Origin of the sequence: Providencia sp. PROV267, assembly GCF_028477825.1 — a bacterium.
Classification (GTDB): Bacteria; Pseudomonadota; Gammaproteobacteria; order Enterobacterales; family Enterobacteriaceae; genus Providencia; species Providencia stuartii.
Genome location: NZ_JAMPLX010000009.1, coordinates 17,702 through 35,915, shown reverse-complemented (window position 1 = coordinate 35,915; position 18,214 = coordinate 17,702). Strand labels below are relative to the sequence as shown.

The window sequence follows — 18,214 nt, the reverse complement described above, 5'->3', positions numbered from 1 at the left end:
GTTTTTTGCTGATTTAATGATTAGATAAGTGAATGGCTGTCTAAAGTTGCTGATATTAATTATCATAGATAATGAATTCAACAATGAAGAAAAAAGCGTTTTGTTAAATACCCTTAAACTAGACGATATCTTTGAGGACGAGCATTAATCTGTGGCGCAGCAAATACGTTGGTGTAATTTTAGCGGGAGAGTCTCTGACAAACTGACTCATTTCGTATTTAGCTTATTCATCACCTTCATGACATTGTTAAGTCATGGAAAGGATGTGGTACTAAAATAGGTTAATGGCGCTGAATTTACTCCGGTAGCGTCTGAATATAGGCTAAAAAACCATAGTTTATGTCTGGTAAATATATCGCCAAATTAAAGGTAAATTTGACAACATAAATATTGCAGTAAGGGATAATATCTCTTAAGCACTTAGTGGATATCTTTTGAACTGAAATAGTAAGAGATAAACACATAAATGTTATGCTGCTTTGATGACCATTTTTATTATGGGCAAAGTGGCTTCTTATATGAATGACTGATGAGAAGGTGTAATGGCATCTTCACTAGAGGTCATTTCTAGATTTTATAAAAAGCAATATCATAAAATAGGGAACTGAATATGAAAAAAGCATTACTAATTTCAGCACTATTAGCCAGCAGCGTAGCGATGGCTGATAATTCTTCAATCGTTCGTACCGCAGTACCTGACTTCCCAATCTCGAGCGTAGTTGAAGTACCTGCGAATATGAAAACCTATTATTTCAGCGGTGTTGTTCCATCAAAACAAGCTGATGGTTCATTCGGTAAAAACACAGAAGAACAAACCGTCAATGTGCTTAACTCAATTAAGTCTGCATTGGAAAAACAAGGCCTAGGATTAGGTGACGTTGTTAAAATGCAAGTTTTCCTTGTTGCAACACCAGAAACAGGAAAAATGGACTTTGACGGCTTTATGAAAGGTTATACTCAATTCTTCGGTACTAAAGCTCAGCCTCTGACACCAGCTAGATCAGCAATGGAAGTGAAGGCTCTGGTTCACCCTGAATGGTTGGTTGAAATTGAAGTTACTGCGGTTAAAAAATAAGCCGTTTTAGCAATCAATTTCCAGCCTTAATATAGGCTGACCGCCTTTTGATGATAAAACTCTCGGTAATATTTATCGGGAGTTTTGTATTTTAGCGCTAAATAAAAACGCCGCTGTAATTATCTACTAACCAAACTTCTTAGTATTTCGACCTAAAGGCAATAGTCACATAGCATCTGTTGTTTGAAAGGGAGTGGTGTCGAACAGTGAAATGCCCATACAAACGGGCCTTATAGCAGGAATGGGTAGCGAGCGTGATTGCTCCACTAACAAAATGATTATTGTATAAAAAGACACACCATCCTCTACCTTATGACTCTTTAATAAATATTCAGTTTCCTTTTATGTGCCAGTTTCCATGCAAAAAATAAAGCCCCAATATGCTTGGGGCTTTATGGCGCTGACAATGTAGGCAGCTAATTAAGCGGCTTGCTTTTTCTTAGCTTGCTTTTCATTTTCCTCGCGAGGGTTTTTTTCACTGTGTACGCCTAGAGCATCAAACTCAAATTCATCAACATTGATGGTGCGTAGACGGCTTGCCTCTGCTTTACGTAAAATATCAGCTTCTTCTTGTGTGATAATATTTTCAGGCAACATCTGCTCTGCCAATTTATCTAAGCGAGTGAAGCTAAACTTGCGCTCTTTCAGACGGCAGATGCGCTCAAAAATTGGCTCTGCAGCAATGATGTCATACAGCGCCTGATTCACTAAACCATGCGGGTTATGCTCTGTTGGTGTCAGATATTGCCCACGACCGATCCTGTCACGAGTTTCAGATGGCTCCATTAACAGTTGTGCTAGCTTGTGGTCTAGGCGATCAGAAGGGGCAGACATAGCACGACCAGTCGGGAACAAGGTAATGCGCATTAAACCTGCAACCATTCTATTTGGGAAGTTTTTCAATAAATCATCCATCGCCTTCTCAGATTGATACAGACAATCTTCTACAGCCCATTTTACCAGTGGTAAATCCGCTTTTTGACGACCTTCATCTTCATAACGCTTAAGTGTTGCGGTTGCTAAATATAAGTGGCTGAGTATATCGCCTAAGCGTGCAGAGATACGCTCACGACGTTTTAAGCTACCACCTAAAACAGCCATGGAGATATCGGCAAGTAAGGCAAGGTTAGCACTTTGGCGATTTAACATTTGATAGTAACGACGTGTTTCATCTTTTGTTGGCGCGCTACTTCCTCGACCATTGGTTAATCCCAACCAGAAACTACGGACTTGGTTGCTAATAACATGTCCAATATGACCAAATACCGCTTTATCAAATTTGTGCAGATTATTGTCTTGTGCTGCCGCCATCTCTTCCAGCACATAAGGATGGCAACGAATAGCCCCTTGGCCAAAGATGATCATGCTACGGGTTAAGATGTTGGCACCTTCAACGGTAATGGCGATTGGCGCACCTTGGTAAGCTCGACCAACAAAGTTAGATGGGCCAAGACAAATGCCTTTACCACCCGTAATATCCATGGCATCGATGACTGAATGTTGCCCACGGTGAGTACAGTGGTATTTAACGATAGCAGATAGCACGGCAGGTTTTTCACCTAACATGATACCAGAGGTAATCAATGTAGCAGCAGCATCCATCAAATAGGCATTACCTGCGATACGAGCGAGCGGCTCTTCAATCCCTTCCATCTTACCAATAGGCAATTTAAATTGGCGACGGATATAAGCGTAGGCTCCTGTCGCCATTGCAATGCTCTTTAAGCTACCTGTCGAGTTAGATGGCAGAGTAATTCCACGACCTACAGATAAACACTCCACAAGCATACGCCAGCCTTGGCCTGCCATTTTAGGGCCACCGATAATGTAGTCGATAGGAACAAAGATGTCTTTTCCGCGCGTTGGTCCATTCATAAATGGAATATTCAGTGGGAAGTGACGATGGCCTATTTCGACGCCTGGGGTATTAGTGGGGATTAACGCACAGGTGATCCCTAACTGTGTTTCACCACCCAATAAACGATCGGGATCCGATAATTTGAAAGCCAACCCAAGAACTGTCGCGATGGGGGCAAGAGTGATATAGCGTTTGTTCCAATTTAAACGCATACCTAACACTTGCTCTCCTTGCCATTCACCCATACAGACAACGCCAGTATCAGGGATAGCACCGGCGTCAGAGCCAGCTTCTGGGCTAGTAAGCGCAAAACAAGGGATCTCTTCACCTGTCGCTAAGCCAGGGAGGTAACGTTTTTTCTGTTCATCAGTACCATAATGTTGCAGCAACTCACCTGGCCCCAATGAGTTAGGAACACCAACGGTGATAGCTAAGATACCGGAGACACCCGCCAATTTTTGTAAAACTTGGGATTGCGCATAGGCAGAGAACTCAAGGCCGCCATACTCTTTTTTGATGATCATGGCGAAGAAGCGGTGCTCACGTAAATATTGCCAAACTTCTGGGGGGAGATCGGACAATTCATGGCTTACTGCAAAATCATTCACCATGCCACAAACCGTTTCTACAGGGCCATCAATGAAGGCTTGTTCTTCAGCCGTCAGCTGTGGTTTTGGGTAATTATGTAATTTATTCCAATCCGGTGCGCCACGGAAAAGATCACCTTCCCACCATGTTGTTCCTGCATCAATGGCTTCTTTCTCTGTACGAGACATGGGAGGCATGACTTTTTGGAACAGTTTCAGTGCACGCACTGAAACCAGTGATTGACGCACGGGAGTGAAAACAAAAGGGAATAATACAAGAGCTACTGGCAGTAACATCCAGTAACTCCATACATCAAGTACCCCCATAACGGCGGTATAGGCAAGTAACAGAACGGTACTCAATGTTAACGAAGTCTTGTGGTAACAGAGAATACCGATTAATGCGAGAAATAGAATTATGCTGAGTAGGGTCATAGGGAAACTCCTGTCTACTTGTAAGAGGTCTGACCTGTTGTTTCTCTTAATCTATATCCAGTAATAAACAATTAGCAAGACATTTACATCTTAATTACAACTTGGCTCACAAAATCACCAAATAATGTTTGGTGATTGTTTCATAAAAAAATTTGTGAGATAGATGAAGTAGGCGCAAAGGGAGAAAAAGAGGCAAAACGCATTGATTAGCCCTAAATGCATAAATCAAGCGTAATCAGATGTAGAAAGAAAATGTACCCTGTGTAACAATCTGAGTAGTAAAGATTAATTACCTATCTTGATGCCGTTTATCATGGCACAAAACTCGTTAAATTTAAGGGGAAATCTCATGTATCAAGACCTGATCCGTGGTGAATTATCAGAAGCGGCCGATACGTTGGCAAAATTCCTTAGTGATGATGCAAATATTCAGGCTATTGAGCAAGCGGCGGTGTTACTGGCAGATTCCTTTAAAGCCGGAGGAAAAGTGCTTTCGTGTGGTAATGGTGGCTCCCACTGTGATGCCATGCACTTTGCTGAAGAACTGACAGGGCGTTACCGTGAAAATCGCCCAGGCTATCCTGCTATTGCCATTTCTGATGTTAGCCACTTATCTTGTGTCAGTAATGACTTTGGCTATGAATATGTGTTTTCTCGCTTTATTGAGGCTGTAGGTAAAGAAGGGGATGTTCTTCTGGGCATTTCGACTTCTGGCAACTCAGGCAACATTATCAAAGCTATTAGTGCTGCGCGTGAAAAGGGCATGAAAGTGATTACGCTGACTGGGAAAGACGGCGGCAAAATGGCGGGTAGCGCAGATATTGAAATTCGTGTACCTCATTTTGGTTATGCGGATCGTATTCAGGAAATCCATATTAAAGTGATTCATATCCTGATCCAGCTGATTGAAAAAGAAATGGTAAAGTAGTTTCTTAAACTATAGAGGGTCTTGTAATGTGCGAATTACTTGGCATGAGTGCAAATGTGCCAACAGATATTAACTTCAGCCTAAGTGGACTGATATCCCGTGGGGGGCAAACTGGCCCACATAAAGATGGTTGGGGGATCACGTTTTATGAAGGGCTGGGGTGTCGCACTTTTAAAGATCCTCAACCTAGCTTTTTATCCCCAGTGGCACGCTTTGTGCAGGAGTATCCAATCAAATCGGAAACGGTGATAGCACATATTCGCCAAGCGAATCGAGGTGATGTCACACTAGCAAACACGCATCCTTTTACGCGTGAATTGTGGGGACGTAATTGGACCTATGCACATAACGGGCAATTAAAAGGGTATCGCTCACTAAATACAGGGCATTATCGACCGATAGGTGAAACAGACAGCGAAAAAGCATTTTGCTGGATTTTGAGCCAACTTGCAGCGAAATATCCGAAAACCCCCTCGAATTGGCCCGCTGTTTTCCGTTTTATTGCGGTGCTGGCTGAGCAGTTACGTCGTAAAGGCGTATTTAATATGCTGCTATCAGATGGGCGTTACGTAATGGCATTTTGTTCAACCAATCTTTATTGGATCACTCGTAAAGCTCCATTCGGTAAGGCGAAATTACTCGATCAGGATATTGAGATCGATTTTCAAAGTTGCACAACACCAACCGATATTGTTTCAGTGATTGCCACGCAGCCGCTAACAGGTAATGAAAATTGGCACAAAATTGAACCGGGTAGTTTCGTGCTATTTCACCTCGGCCAACGTATATTGTGATCGAAGTCTCAATAAAGTATCCGACCTTTCTGGCAAGCTATTCACAGCATACTTTCCTGATGTTACAGAGATTTGTGCGGGCTTGCCTGCATCCTGAAAGTAATCATAAGCCGGTTTTAGTTGCTGCCAGAAAGCGTAATGGCTGGAGTTTCTGTGGATCAACATATTTTCTTTTGTCATTCGAAACGGGTAAATACTGACATCAATCGTGTTTTGTCCACTTTTAAAAGCACTTTCAACAGTTTGGTAGATTTCACTCATGTATTTATCTGTCATCGCATAGCAACCAACAGAAACACAGTCGCCATGTATCATCAAGTAGTTACCTTCATAGCCCTGTGCTCGGTCATATTCATTAGGAAAACCTAAATTAATAGATCGGTAATACCGACTGTTTGGATTTAGTTGGGAGGCGGTTATTTGATAAAAGCCTTCAGGGCTTTTTAGATCACCTTCGCGCTTTTTAGGGCCTAGCCCGCCCGAAAACTTACAAATTGGATAAGTTTTAGATAAGTTATATTTTCCGTTCGGCGCTTTTTGATATAGCTCCAAGACGCCTTCTTGCTTAAATATCTGAATAAAGATCGCGGAATTTTGCTGGTTAGTTGTTTTACTATTAAGCAAAAATGAATGGTTATTCGCTTCAGCAACCGTAATTTGCAGAAAAAACAGGTTGAAAATAAAGCTAATAAGGATATTTTTATTCATACTTAAACCAAATTTAAATGAGTATTTTTGCCTAAAAAAAAGACATTATGGCGCTATTTTAAATGAGCTAAAAGTAATTTGATATAGCCTATTAATAGTTTCGTACGGAATAGATATTGTGTGAAAATCGCACAGCGTTCGATAAATATGATGTAAATGCTCGTTTTTTACGAATAATTATAAAGAAAGTTGAAAATTTATTGTAATTTGCTTGAGCTAAGTCACTTGAATATCCGGACAGAAGTCGGGGGAACTGATAAAATTACGAGCGGCAGAAAGAGAATAGCTTCACGATATCAAGAGAATTATTTGCTTGAGTTATGTGAGTAACTTGAGCTGTTTTTATTTACTGAGTCGCTATGGTCTATGTCAGGATCATTAGCTTAGGGTTAACTTAGAAACTTGTGCAGATCTTATGATTAAAATTAAAAAAGGACTCAACCTTCCTATTGCAGGTGAGCCAGCCCAAGTAATAGAAGACGGCCCGAAAATTCAACACGTAGCATTGCTAGGTGAAGAATATGTCGGAATGCGTCCTTCTATGCTGGTTAAAGAAGGTGAGCACGTTAAAAAAGGGCAGGTTCTTTTTGAAGATAAAAAGAACCCTGGTGTCTTATTCACTAGCCCAGCCTGCGGTAAAATTATTGCTATTCATCGTGGTGAGCGTCGTGTACTCCAATCCGTTGTTATCGAAATTGATGGTGACGAGCAAGAGGCCTTTGCTGCTTATAAGCGTGAAGAGCTTGCAGGATTGACTCGTGAACAAGTCGAAGAAAACTTGGTTAAATCAGGTTTATGGACAGCATTGCGAACGCGTCCATTTAGCCGCTCACCGGCACTGGGTTCCTCACCCGCCGCGATTTTTGTAACGGCGATGGATACCAACCCACTTGCTGCTGACCCACTTGTGATTATTCGTTCACAACAACAAGCTTTTAATGATGGTTTAACCATTATTAGCCATTTAACCGAAGGTAAAGTGCATGTTTGCCATGGCGCGGGGGATTTAGCGAAATCTGATAATCACCCACAAGTGAGCTATAGCGAATTTGCAGGCCCTCATCCCGCAGGCTTAGTCGGTACTCATATTCATTTTCTTGAGCCTGTGAGCCTCAATAAAAAAGTATGGCACCTTAATTATCAAGATGTCATTGCGATTGGTAAGTTATTCACAACAGGCTATCTATATACTGATCGCGTGATTGCCCTTGCGGGGCCTCAAGTTGAGAAACCACGTTTAGTTAAAACTCGTCTTGGTGCGGATCTCTATGAGTTAACAAAAGGTCAGCTCAAAGAGGGAGATAACCGCATTATTTCTGGCTCTGTACTGTGGGGCGTACCTTGTGATGATACACATCACTATTTAGGGCGTTTTCATAATCAGGTTTCAGTATTACGTGAAGGGCGTGAAAGAGAGCTTTTCGGCTGGATTTGGCCGGGCTTTAATAAATTCACCATTACACGTACAACGGTTGGCCATTTCTTGAAAGGCAAACGCTTCAACTTCACCACAACCATGAATGGTGGTGAGCGCTCAATGGTGCCAATTGGTAATTATGAACGTGTAATGCCTCTCGATATTATGATAACTCACCTGCTACGAGACCTCCTTTCTGGAGATACGGATTCATCTCAGGAGTTGGGGTGTCTAGAGTTGGATGAAGAAGATCTGGGACTGTGTACTTATGTATGCCCGGCTAAATATGAATATGGCCCTGTACTTCGTGATGTACTGACCAAGATTGAGCTAGAAGGGTAATTCCATGGGTTTGAAAAATTTATTTGAAAAGCATGAGCATCATTTTGAGCCTGGTGGAAAGTTAGAAAAACTCTATCCATTGTTTGAAGCTGTTACGACAGTCTTCTATACGCCAGGAACGGTGACTAAAGGTCGTTCTCACGTTCGTGACACAATAGACCTGAAACGCATGATGATCTTGGTTTGGTTATCTGTATTTCCTGCGATGTTTTGGGGGATGTATAACGTTGGTAACCAAGCCATTCCTGCACTTTACCACTTATACAGTGGGGCTGAGCTACAGCAAGTTTTAGCGAGTGATTGGCACTATCGCTTAGCTCAATTCTTGGGGGCATCATTAACACCTGATGCAGGCTGGGGTAGTAAAATGCTGCTTGGTGCAGTCTATTTTCTACCTATCTATGCGGTTGTTTTTGCAGTCGGTGGTTTTTGGGAAATTCTGTTTTCTCTGATCCGCGGTCATGAAATCAACGAAGGTTTCTTTATATCGTCCATCCTATTTGCCCTGATTGTGCCGCCAACTATCCCATTATGGCAGGCGGCGCTCGGTATTACATTTGGTGTGGTCATCGCTAAAGAAATTTTTGGTGGAACAGGGCGCAACTTCTTAAACCCTGCACTTGCAGGCCGTGCTTTCTTGTTCTTCGCTTACCCTGCACAAATTTCGGGTGATCTTGTTTGGACAGCGGCGGATGGCTTCTCTGGTGCAACCCCACTTTCTCAATGGGCTGCGGGCGGTGAGCGCGCGTTAATGAATACGGTATCTGGTGAGCCAATCTCTTGGATGCAAGCATTCCTAGGGAATATGCCTGGCTCTATCGGTGAAGTTTCCACATTGATGATTTTCATTGGTGGTGCCTTCATTATCTTCTTCCGTATTGCATCATGGCGCATCGTTGCTGGCGTTATGCTTGGGATGATTGCGATGTCTTACCTGTTTAACTTTATCGGGTCAGAGACGAATCCATTGTTTGCAATGCCATGGTACTGGCACATGGTTTTAGGTGGTTTTGCATTCGGGATGATCTTTATGGCGACGGACCCAGTTTCGGCCTCGTTTACAGATAAAGGCAAATGGGCCTACGGTATTTTGATCGGTGTAATGTGTGTGCTTATTCGTGTTGCAAACCCGGCATATCCGGAAGGCATGATGCTAGCAATCCTGTTCGCCAACTTGTTTGCTCCTCTGTTTGACTATCTGGTCGTTCAAGCAAATATTAAACGGAGAAAAGCCCGTGGCTAATGAAAAAACAACCAATAAAGATAGCGTCGGAAGAACGTTCATAGTCGTTTTTATTCTATGTCTAGTCTGTTCTATCGTCGTAGCCGGTTCTGCTGTAGGATTAAAATCTAAGCAGCAAGAACAAATTTTATTAGATACGCAACGTAATATTTTGAGTGTTGCAGGTCTATTGCAACCTAAAATGACAGCGGAAGAAGTTCAAAAAGTTTACAGTGACCGTATTGAACCTAAGCTGTTGAACTTCCAAACTAATGAGCTTTCTGATAGCAAGAGTCGCTTTGACCTCAATAGTGAATTACGTAGCGATGAAACCAGCATTGCACTTTCACCTGAAGAAGATATCGCCAAAATTCGCCGTCGTGCAAATACAGCTGAAATCTATCTTGTGAAAGATGAACAAGGCAAAATTTCACAAATTATTCTGCCTGTTTATGGGTCAGGACTATGGTCGGTGATGTATGCCTTCGTTGCGGTAGATGTGGATGGCGTGACTTCTCGTGGTATCACATATTATTCGCATGGTGAAACGCCAGGTCTTGGTGGTGAAGTCGATAATCCACAATGGAAGGCGCAATGGCCGGGTAAAAAACTGTTCAATGAGCAGGGGGTACCGGCAATAAAAATTGTCCGTAGTGGCTCTACAGATAGTCCTTATGGTATCGATGGCCTTTCAGGTGCAACGCTAACATCAAACGGCATTCAGCATATGTTTGATTTTTGGTTAGGTGATAACGGTTTTGGTCCGTTCCTGAAAAAAGTTCGTGAAGGAGCGCTGAATAATGGCTGATTCTAAAGAAGTAAAACGCGTCCTACTTGGGCCTTTGTTTGATAACAACCCAATTGCGTTACAGATCCTCGGGGTGTGTTCTGCACTGGCAGTAACGACTAAGCTGGAAACGGCTGTCGTCATGACCATCGCAGTAACTTTGGTTACCGCGTTCTCTAACTTTTTTATCTCATTAATTCGCAACTACATTCCAAGCAGTGTGCGGATCATTGTTCAGATGGCAATTATTGCTTCTTTGGTTATCGTTGTTGACCAAATTTTGCGTGCCTATGCTTATGAGATATCTAAGCAGCTGTCGGTGTTCGTCGGCCTTATCATTACAAACTGTATTGTTATGGGTCGTGCAGAAGCCTATGCCATGAAAGCGCCACCGGTAGAAAGCTTTATGGATGGTATTGGTAATGGCCTTGGTTATGGTGTCATTCTGATCCTCGTTGGTTTCCTACGCGAGCTGTTCGGCTCTGGCAAATTGTTTGGTATTACCGTTATGGAATCATTGCAAAATGGTGGTTGGTATATGCCTAATGGTTTGTTCCTGTTAGCGCCTAGTGCATTCTTTATCATTGGTATGCTGATTTGGGGATTACGTACCTTGAAACCAGCTCAGGTAGAGAAGGATTAAGTCAATGGAACATTATATTAGTCTGTTCGTAAAAGCTGTGTTCATTGAAAACATGGCATTGGCATTCTTCCTCGGTATGTGTACATTTTTGGCAGTATCGAAGAATGTTAAGACAGCTTTCGGTTTAGGTATTGCTGTTACCGTGGTGTTAGGTATTTCTGTACCTGCCAACAACCTTGTGTACAACCTAGTACTGCGTGATGGTGCATTAGTTGAGGGGGTCGATTTATCTTTCCTTAACTTTATTACCTTTATCGGGGTTATTGCAGCACTGGTGCAAATTCTGGAAATGATTTTAGACCGTTATTTCCCGTCACTTTATAACGCATTGGGTATCTTCCTGCCGTTGATTACCGTTAACTGTGCAATCTTTGGTGGCGTCTCTTTCATGGCTCAGCGCGATTACAACTTTAGCGAATCTATCGTTTATGGATTCGGCTCAGGTATCGGCTGGATGTTAGCAATTGTGCTGTTAGCATCGATTCGTGAAAAGATGAAATATTCAGATGTTCCGGCGGGTCTGAAAGGCTTAGGTATTACCTTTGTCACCACCGGTTTGATGGCACTGGGCTTTATGTCCTTCTCCGGTGTGCAGCTATAAAGGCGAGAAGAATTCATGGATATTATTATTCTAGGCGTAGTGATGTTTACCCTGATTGTCTTGGTGCTAACAGGTCTGATCCTGTTTGCTAAATCCAAGTTAGTCAATACAGGGAACATCAAAGTTGAAGTTAACGGCGACCCTGATAAGAGCTTTGAAGCTCCCGCAGGTGACAAGCTGTTAGGTATGTTATCTAACCAAGGGATTTTCGTTTCATCTGCTTGTGGTGGTGGTGGCTCCTGTGGTCAATGCCGCGTGAAAATCAAAGAAGGTGGTGGGGATATCCTGCCAACAGAGCTTTCTCACATTAATAAACGTGAAGCGAAAGATGGTTGCCGTTTAGCTTGTCAGGTGAACGTTAAACAAGACTTAAAAATTGAGTTACCAGAAGAAATTTTTGGAGTGAAAAAATGGGAATGCGAAGTTATTTCTAATGATAACAAAGCAACTTTCATTAAAGAACTGAAACTGAAAATTCCTGAAGGTGAAGTCGTACCATTCCGTGCAGGTGGTTACATTCAGATAGAATGTCCACCACACGTAGTGAAATATGAAGATTTTGATGTTCCAGAAGAGTACCGTGAGGATTGGGATAAATTTAATTTGTTCCGCTATGTTTCTGAGGTAAAAGAACCCACAGTTCGTGCTTATTCAATGGCTAACTACCCAGAAGAACACGGGATCATCATGTTGAACGTGCGTATTGCTACACCGCCACCACGTAATCCGGATGTTCCACCGGGCATCATGTCATCTTATATTTGGTCGCTAAAACCGGGTGATAAAGTGACAATTTCTGGGCCATTTGGTGAATTCTTCGCTAAAGAAACCGATGCAGAGATGATCTTTATTGGTGGTGGTGCGGGTATGGCACCAATGCGTTCACATATTTTTGATCAGTTAAGACGTCTAAATTCGAAACGTAAGATCAGCTTCTGGTATGGTGCTCGTTCTAAGCGCGAAATGTTCTATACAGAAGACTTTGATCAATTAGCGGCTGAAAACGAAAACTTTACTTGGAATGTTGCACTTTCTGACGCATTGCCGGAAGATAATTGGGATGGTTATACCGGGTTTATTCATAATGTATTGTATGAAAACTACCTGAAAGATCACCCAGCACCAGAAGATTGTGAATTCTACATGTGTGGGCCACCAGTGATGAACGCTGCGGTTATCAAGATGCTTAAAGATCTTGGTGTAGAAGATGAAAACATCTTGTTGGATGATTTCGGTGGTTAAGTAACCCTAGAGTTGTTTGTATATACTTTAAATAATTCGAGGTACAGCGAGACGGCAGGCCAATGAGTGACTAGGAATTTAAACAGCTTTGTGACTCGTGTGAATGAATGCCATCAATAATGTTGAAACTTGAAGTATGGCGAGTATAGCGCCCACTTGTGTGGGCGCTTATTATTGAAGCAGAGAAAATTATGCTGAACAGAAAAGTGATTACCCCAGTGCTGCTATTTGCAGCGACACTATTGTTGGCTGCCTGCGGTGGGCCTGAACAGGCAAACCTTCAGGGTCAGACAATGGGAACCTACTATTCCATTAAATATGTTGCTGAATCTTCATCGCCAAGCAGTGAATCTATCCAAGCTGAGATAGATAAGCGCTTAGAAGAAGTGAATGATCAGATGTCAACTTATCGTCCAGACTCGGAATTAAGTCGCTTCAACCAATTTAAAGAGGTTAATGTTCCTTTTCCTGTTTCAGCAGCAACAGCGAAAGTTGTTAAAGAAGCCATACGCATTAATGAATTAACTAATGGTGCATTAGATGTCACGGTAGGGCCGTTAGTCAATTTATGGGGCTTTGGGCCAGAAGGGCGAGTAACCAAAGCACCAACAGATAGTGAATTGGAGAAACGTCGTGCATGGGTTGGTATAGAAAAGCTGTCTGTGCAGGGCAATAACTTAATTAAAACTATCCCTGAATTGTACGTCGACCTTTCTTCGATAGCAAAAGGCTATGGCGTTGATGTTGTGGCTGAATACTTGGAGTCAATTAATATCAATAATTATATGGTTGATATTGGTGGTGAAGTACGTACAAAAGGGAAAAATGGTAAAGGTGCACTTTGGCGGATTGCGATTGAAAAACCACAAACCGATGGCGTAAACCAAACGGCTCAGGAAGTGATTGAACCTGGTGATATGTCTATAGCTACCTCTGGTGATTATCGCAACTATTTTGAACAAGACGGTGTGCGCTTCTCTCATACCATCGACCCAAAAACAGGGATGCCAATTAAACATAACCTCGTTTCGATTACGGTACTGGCACCAACTTGCATGAGTGCTGATGGGCTATCGACCGGGCTTAATGTATTAGGGCCTGTTGAAGGTTTTGCCTTAGCTGAAAAGCTCGATATTCCTGTGTTTATGATCATTAAGACAGAAAAAGGCTTTGAAGAGCGTTATACTAAGGCATTCGAGCCATTTTTACAGAAAAAGCAGTAATTAGGAGGATGTAAGAATGCTAAATGTTTTTATTGCAGCTTTCGTCCTATTCCTACTGGCATTTCTCGGTATGTCACTAGGGTATATTATTAAGCGCAAAAGTATTCAAGGTAGCTGTGGTGGGTTAAGCAGTATTGGTGTTGAAAAAGTCTGTGATTGCCCTGAACCTTGCGATGCCCGTAAAAAACGTATGGCACGGGAAGAGGCTCGCCAAAAGGCACTTGAAAAACACCGCATTATTTAAATAGTCGATATTAGTATGATGACAGCCTTAACTGCGAACATTCACAGTTAAGGCTTATTTTTTATTTGGCGGTCTAATTAAGATAGATAGCTTTAACGTAAAACCGATTAGATAAAGCCAGCTAAAATTTACTTAATGATTTCGCTTTTAAAAGTTTTAGGGGAATCAACCATCACGGCATCCGCACCAATTTCTTTAGCTAATTGATAATCTGCCGCACTATTGACACCAAATAGAACAATGTAGGCCTGACCATTTTTTCTAAAGCAATCAATGGCTTCTTTATCCCATGACAACGTTGCAGGTGAGCGAGCCTCTCCTAACGTATATTTCTCTACAACCTCGACTTTACGGTGTAATTCAAAGCCATACCAACGCGATTTAGATTGTGCATCACTGCTGACTGAACAATGATGATTCATCGCGCTATTCGCTAAGATAGTGCGTGTTTCATCACGGCTTTCAAAGGTATTAATTTTATCGGAGCGCTTGGTTAGGGCTTTTACAAATGCATCATTGGTTGAATAAAACCGAGTATTTTTAAAAGCATTATTTTTTTCGAGTAGGGAGTACACCGCTTCTGCTTGAGTATCTGGATCGGCGTCAGGTGATTTTAAATCAATATAAAACGCAGTATCTGGATATTTTTTCAGGACGGATCCAAGTGTTGGGATCGTGGTTTGCTGTAAAGGTAATTGAAAATGAGCCTTTTTATTAAATTGATGGGCGGCATTGAACGTTGTGAGTTGTTGAGCGGAGTAATCGGAAATAACCCCTTTTTTATCGGTTAATGCCTCTAACTGGCTTGGCCGATATAGAACAAATTGATTATCTTTAGAGAGTTGGACGGTTAGCCAAATAATATCGGCGCTATTTTTTTTAGCCAGTTCAATTGCATAAAGCGTATTTTCTGGCGCATCTGCCGTTCCTGCTCTATGGGCAACAATTTGTGGTGATTGAGCGGCTGCACTGTAGCTGGCAAGAAACAATAAACTGATAGCCACCCCTTTTTTAATAGATGGCATTGCTGTTTTTGTCATATTTATTACCTATAATAATAGTTATTTCAATGAGTTAAATACGTTTCAGTGAGCTCTTTTTGTAATACTTTTCTTGCTACTTGTAAGTAGTACTTGATTGAATTAGGACTAACTTTTAACTGAGTTGCAATTTGTTGGTATGTCATCCCTTCAAATTGCGCGAGTAAATAAGCTTGTTCCATATTTTCAGGTAGTTTGGCAAGTTGCTCAGACAGTAATTGCAATTGCTCTTCGACTACTAACTGAGTTTCTAAATTCCACTCTGGCTCAGGCTCCACCAGCAAACGTTGATATTCCGCTTCGATGCGTTGCCGACGATAAAAATTGGCGATGTTGCGTTGTGCCAGTGTGTACATAAAGGCTCTCGGAAATTGCAAAGTTTGGCAGCGATATGTTTCAATCGTATGAACAAAGACATCCTGTAAAATTTCGTTTGCGATATCGCTATCAGGTGTGCGCGCAAGAATATAGCGAAATAGGCTAGGGGCGTGCTGTTGCAAAAGTTGGCTTTCTTCTGCCAAGTCGCTATTTTCTATAGAGGGAGTGTGTGTTGTCATAAATAAAAATAATTATTATTATCATTTTTATTTTATTGTCAATTATGGACTCTCAGAGATGAGAGTCCATCGATTGCTTAGAAGTACTTGGTGATACTTAAGCGAACATCACGACCAACGCCTGAGACAGACTCCCCTAAGTAGGGATAGTAGTCACGGTCAAAGAGGTTAGTCGCGGTCACTCTAATATTGGTATCTGGAATAAATTCAGGCTGCCATTGCGCAAATGCACCATAGAGTGCATAGCCTTTCGACTTTGGGTATCCCCATGAATCGGCTTTAGGATCTCTATCTGCGGGAGAGCGGACTTGATGACCAACAAAGTCACCGGTGAGACCAAAGTTGGCATTCCATTGAGGGAGTTTATACCCCAACATAACATGTAAAGTATCTGGTGGGATCTCACCAATCCATGTTTTTTGCCCAAACCAAGGGTCTCGAGGGGAAGCGTCACGTTCACCCTTGATAGCGGAGTAGGCCATTTTACCGAATACATTCGGGCTATCATAAAATAGCTCAATTTCTAAGCCCTCAATGGTGTAACCGGGCAAGTTACGGTAATTGGATAAGGGGCGACCACAATCGCCAGTACCATTTTTCTTGGCTTCACAGTATTCACCACGGCGGCGGAATATCTCATCCTTTCCTCTGTTACGAAAAAGCGTGGTTCGTATTTGCAGCTGATCATTGGCCTGTATGACTTGATCAAAGTCGAGTATTGCGCCTAAACGTACCCCATCCATGCGCTCCTTACCCAAGTTTCGACTACTTCCGGTTAAACTACTATTGGCAAATTGCACCTCATATTGTTCATCAATAACAGGTGCACGCCATGTGCGGCTAACATCCCCGAATAAAGTGAGATTCGGTGTCGTTTTCCAAAGAATGCCTAAGTGAGGTGAAATACCACTATAAGTGACAGAACGGTAGTCATGACCAATTAGCGGGTCTTGCTCCATATAGGTTGCGGCTAAGTTTCCTTTACCTTTGTTCTGCACATAGTCATAACGTAAGCCCGGTGTGACAGTGAGTGTGTGCCAACTAATCGCATCTTGGAGATATACACTAGTGGTTTCTTGAACACCTGCTGGCATAAATTGTGGCTGATAATAACCATAGTTATATTTAGGGTTTTTCGCTTTTCCCGCATCAAACATCAAAATACCGCGATCATTTTTATGCCAACGAGCACCTATAGTAAGTTGATGTTCTAAACGACCAGTATCAAATAGACTTTCATTATGGATATCAAATAGCTGATCGGTATAGTCAACCCAACTTTTATTCCCTAAGCTGGAGGTTAAGTATTTTGAAGCATTTTCTGGTCGGGTATCATGCTGTTGACTCTTAGACCAAGCATAAGTTGTCGTTAGGTTTATCCAATCACTATTTTCAGGGATATAATTCCATTTCACACTATAGTTTTGATCTTGTTGATCCCGTTGGACCAATTTGCGTTTTATCGCACCGTCAAAACCATATTGCTCAATCTCTTTTTGCGTTGGTGTTGCTAACTCATCTCGTTTGGCTGCCCAAGGAACTAAGTTATCTGATTCGGAGCGCATTACCGATAGACTGAGCGTGTGTTCATCATTGAGATAAAGGTTGGTTTTCAGTAAATAAGAGAGTTGGTCAGCTTGCGAAAAGCCAAATCGAGTGCCATCGGGGCGGCGTAAATCATCCCCTTTTCGTTTACTGACATACAGCAAACCATCTGCAACGCCATTTAATGTTTTACCATATAGTGCTGAACTGTAAATATTTTGGCGATCATTAGTGTGATAGCTATATTTGAACATAGCGCCAAAATGTTGATCGGCAAGTAGTAAGTCTGCGGGATCTTTGGTGGTAATTTTAACGGTTCCGCCGAAACCACCATTACCATCCATAATATTATGTGGTCCTTTATCAACGTCAATGCGTTTAATCAGCTCAGGCTCGATAAACACAGAGCCTTGGCGATATTTTTCAAACCCTTTAGGGGCATCATCAAGGGTCACTTTGACATCTTCCACATCGCCCATGCCCCAAATATTTAGGGTTTGTCCACCGGGGCGTGGTGAACCTGATGAGGAGATCCCCGGTAGCTGATCAACTAATTCTGCAAGGTTATTAGCTTGAGTACGCTCAATATCCTTCAGTTTTAATACAGAGCTACCGGCACCGACACTGGAATTTAAATTACCAACAACAGAGAGCGCGGGGAATTGCACGACATCATCCTGTTGTTTTGTCTGTTTAACCTCTTCCGATGCACTTTGCCCAAATGCAGAGGAGGTAACAACAAGTAATCCAGCCAGAGAAAGGTGATTAAATGTTGATAAAAAGAGATGTGTAGAGTTATTGATTTTAAACCATGAAATATAATTTTTATTCATTATTTTCCTACTAATTAACCATTCTATAAACATCTTTAATGAGTCGTTTTGAGGTGGTTTTTCGGGTAATAAAAATAATAATTATTTTCATCTATGTTGCTTGCTTGAGGAATAATTGCACAGTCTATAAGTA

Annotated in this window: 16 protein-coding genes; 11 read left to right on the top strand and 5 right to left on the bottom strand. The window is 42.0% G+C overall.

All coding sequences use genetic code 11. The features are described 5' to 3' along the window. Positions 1 to 610: 610 nt before the first annotated feature. A complete protein-coding gene (locus tag PR709_RS07115; protein ID WP_004923225.1) occupies positions 611 to 1,075 on the top strand; it encodes a RidA family protein in 465 nt (154 codons plus the stop codon). Positions 1,076 to 1,495: 420 nt separating this feature from the next. On the opposite strand, the gene fadE is transcribed toward PR709_RS07115, so the two are convergent. After that, the gene (gene fadE, locus PR709_RS07110) at positions 1,496 to 3,955 is read right to left on the bottom strand and encodes an acyl-CoA dehydrogenase FadE (RefSeq protein WP_004923318.1); all 2,460 of its coding nucleotides are present in this window, start codon (positions 3,953 to 3,955) and stop codon (positions 1,496 to 1,498) included. A 349-nt stretch (positions 3,956 to 4,304) separates the two neighbouring features. Here fadE and lpcA point away from each other — a divergent pair, with 349 nt between their 5' ends. After that, complete coding sequence (gene lpcA, locus PR709_RS07105; RefSeq protein WP_014656671.1) at positions 4,305 to 4,883, top strand: D-sedoheptulose 7-phosphate isomerase; 579 nt, start codon at positions 4,305 to 4,307, stop codon at positions 4,881 to 4,883. 26 nt (positions 4,884 to 4,909) lie between these two features. Further along, complete coding sequence (locus tag PR709_RS07100) at positions 4,910 to 5,677, top strand: class II glutamine amidotransferase (protein ID WP_004923223.1); 768 nt, start codon at positions 4,910 to 4,912, stop codon at positions 5,675 to 5,677. Here the strand turns inward: PR709_RS07100 and PR709_RS07095 are convergent. Continuing rightward, a complete protein-coding gene (locus PR709_RS07095) occupies positions 5,648 to 6,385 on the bottom strand; it encodes a L,D-transpeptidase family protein (protein ID WP_004923220.1) in 738 nt (245 codons plus the stop codon). The two genes, PR709_RS07100 and PR709_RS07095, sit on opposite strands and share 30 nt — an antisense overlap. A gap of 415 nt (positions 6,386 to 6,800) precedes the next feature. Here PR709_RS07095 and PR709_RS07090 point away from each other — a divergent pair, with 415 nt between their 5' ends. The 8 genes from PR709_RS07090 to nqrM all read left to right on the top strand — a co-directional run bounded on the left by PR709_RS07090 (position 6,801) and on the right by nqrM (position 14,106). After that, the gene (locus tag PR709_RS07090; protein ID WP_004923217.1) at positions 6,801 to 8,144 is read left to right on the top strand and encodes a Na(+)-translocating NADH-quinone reductase subunit A; all 1,344 of its coding nucleotides are present in this window, start codon (positions 6,801 to 6,803) and stop codon (positions 8,142 to 8,144) included. A 4-nt stretch (positions 8,145 to 8,148) separates the two neighbouring features. After that, positions 8,149 to 9,387, top strand: a complete 1,239-nt coding sequence (locus PR709_RS07085) for an NADH:ubiquinone reductase (Na(+)-transporting) subunit B (protein ID WP_004923214.1) — start codon at positions 8,149 to 8,151, stop codon at positions 9,385 to 9,387. Beyond that, entirely contained in the window at positions 9,380 to 10,174 is a 795-nt protein-coding gene (locus PR709_RS07080) for a Na(+)-translocating NADH-quinone reductase subunit C (RefSeq protein ID WP_004923212.1), read from the top strand. The genes PR709_RS07085 and PR709_RS07080 overlap by 8 nt, the downstream gene beginning before the upstream one ends. Then, entirely contained in the window at positions 10,167 to 10,796 is a 630-nt protein-coding gene (locus PR709_RS07075; protein ID WP_004923209.1) for an NADH:ubiquinone reductase (Na(+)-transporting) subunit D, read from the top strand. Before PR709_RS07080 ends, PR709_RS07075 begins: the two co-directional genes overlap by 8 nt. Positions 10,797 to 10,800: 4 nt before the next feature. Next, positions 10,801 to 11,397: an NADH:ubiquinone reductase (Na(+)-transporting) subunit E gene (nqrE, locus tag PR709_RS07070; protein WP_004923207.1), complete on the top strand. Its 597-nt coding sequence runs from the start codon at positions 10,801 to 10,803 to the stop codon at positions 11,395 to 11,397. Positions 11,398 to 11,412: 15 nt separating this feature from the next. Continuing rightward, complete coding sequence (gene nqrF / locus PR709_RS07065) at positions 11,413 to 12,639, top strand: NADH:ubiquinone reductase (Na(+)-transporting) subunit F (RefSeq protein ID WP_004923204.1); 1,227 nt, start codon at positions 11,413 to 11,415, stop codon at positions 12,637 to 12,639. A gap of 191 nt (positions 12,640 to 12,830) precedes the next feature. After that, positions 12,831 to 13,862 (top strand): FAD:protein FMN transferase, encoded by a 1,032-nt coding sequence (locus PR709_RS07060; protein WP_042117002.1) that lies wholly within the window; start codon positions 12,831 to 12,833, stop codon positions 13,860 to 13,862. Between the two features lie 16 nt (positions 13,863 to 13,878). Continuing rightward, on the top strand, positions 13,879 to 14,106 hold the full coding sequence (nqrM, locus tag PR709_RS07055; RefSeq protein WP_004923200.1) for a (Na+)-NQR maturation NqrM: 228 nt from the start codon (positions 13,879 to 13,881) through the stop codon (positions 14,104 to 14,106). 128 nt (positions 14,107 to 14,234) lie between these two features. On the opposite strand, the gene PR709_RS07050 is transcribed toward nqrM, so the two are convergent. From PR709_RS07050 to PR709_RS07040, 3 genes are all read right to left on the bottom strand, one after another. Then, on the bottom strand, positions 14,235 to 15,146 hold the full coding sequence (locus PR709_RS07050; RefSeq protein WP_004923198.1) for a glycerophosphodiester phosphodiesterase family protein: 912 nt from the start codon (positions 15,144 to 15,146) through the stop codon (positions 14,235 to 14,237). A 26-nt stretch (positions 15,147 to 15,172) separates the two neighbouring features. Next, positions 15,173 to 15,703, bottom strand: coding sequence for an RNA polymerase sigma factor (locus PR709_RS07045; RefSeq protein ID WP_004923195.1), 531 nt, complete (start codon positions 15,701 to 15,703; stop codon positions 15,173 to 15,175). A 77-nt stretch (positions 15,704 to 15,780) separates the two neighbouring features. Continuing rightward, a complete protein-coding gene (locus PR709_RS07040) occupies positions 15,781 to 18,081 on the bottom strand; it encodes a TonB-dependent hemoglobin/transferrin/lactoferrin family receptor (protein WP_042116992.1) in 2,301 nt (766 codons plus the stop codon). Between the last annotated feature and the right edge of the window lie 133 nt (positions 18,082 to 18,214).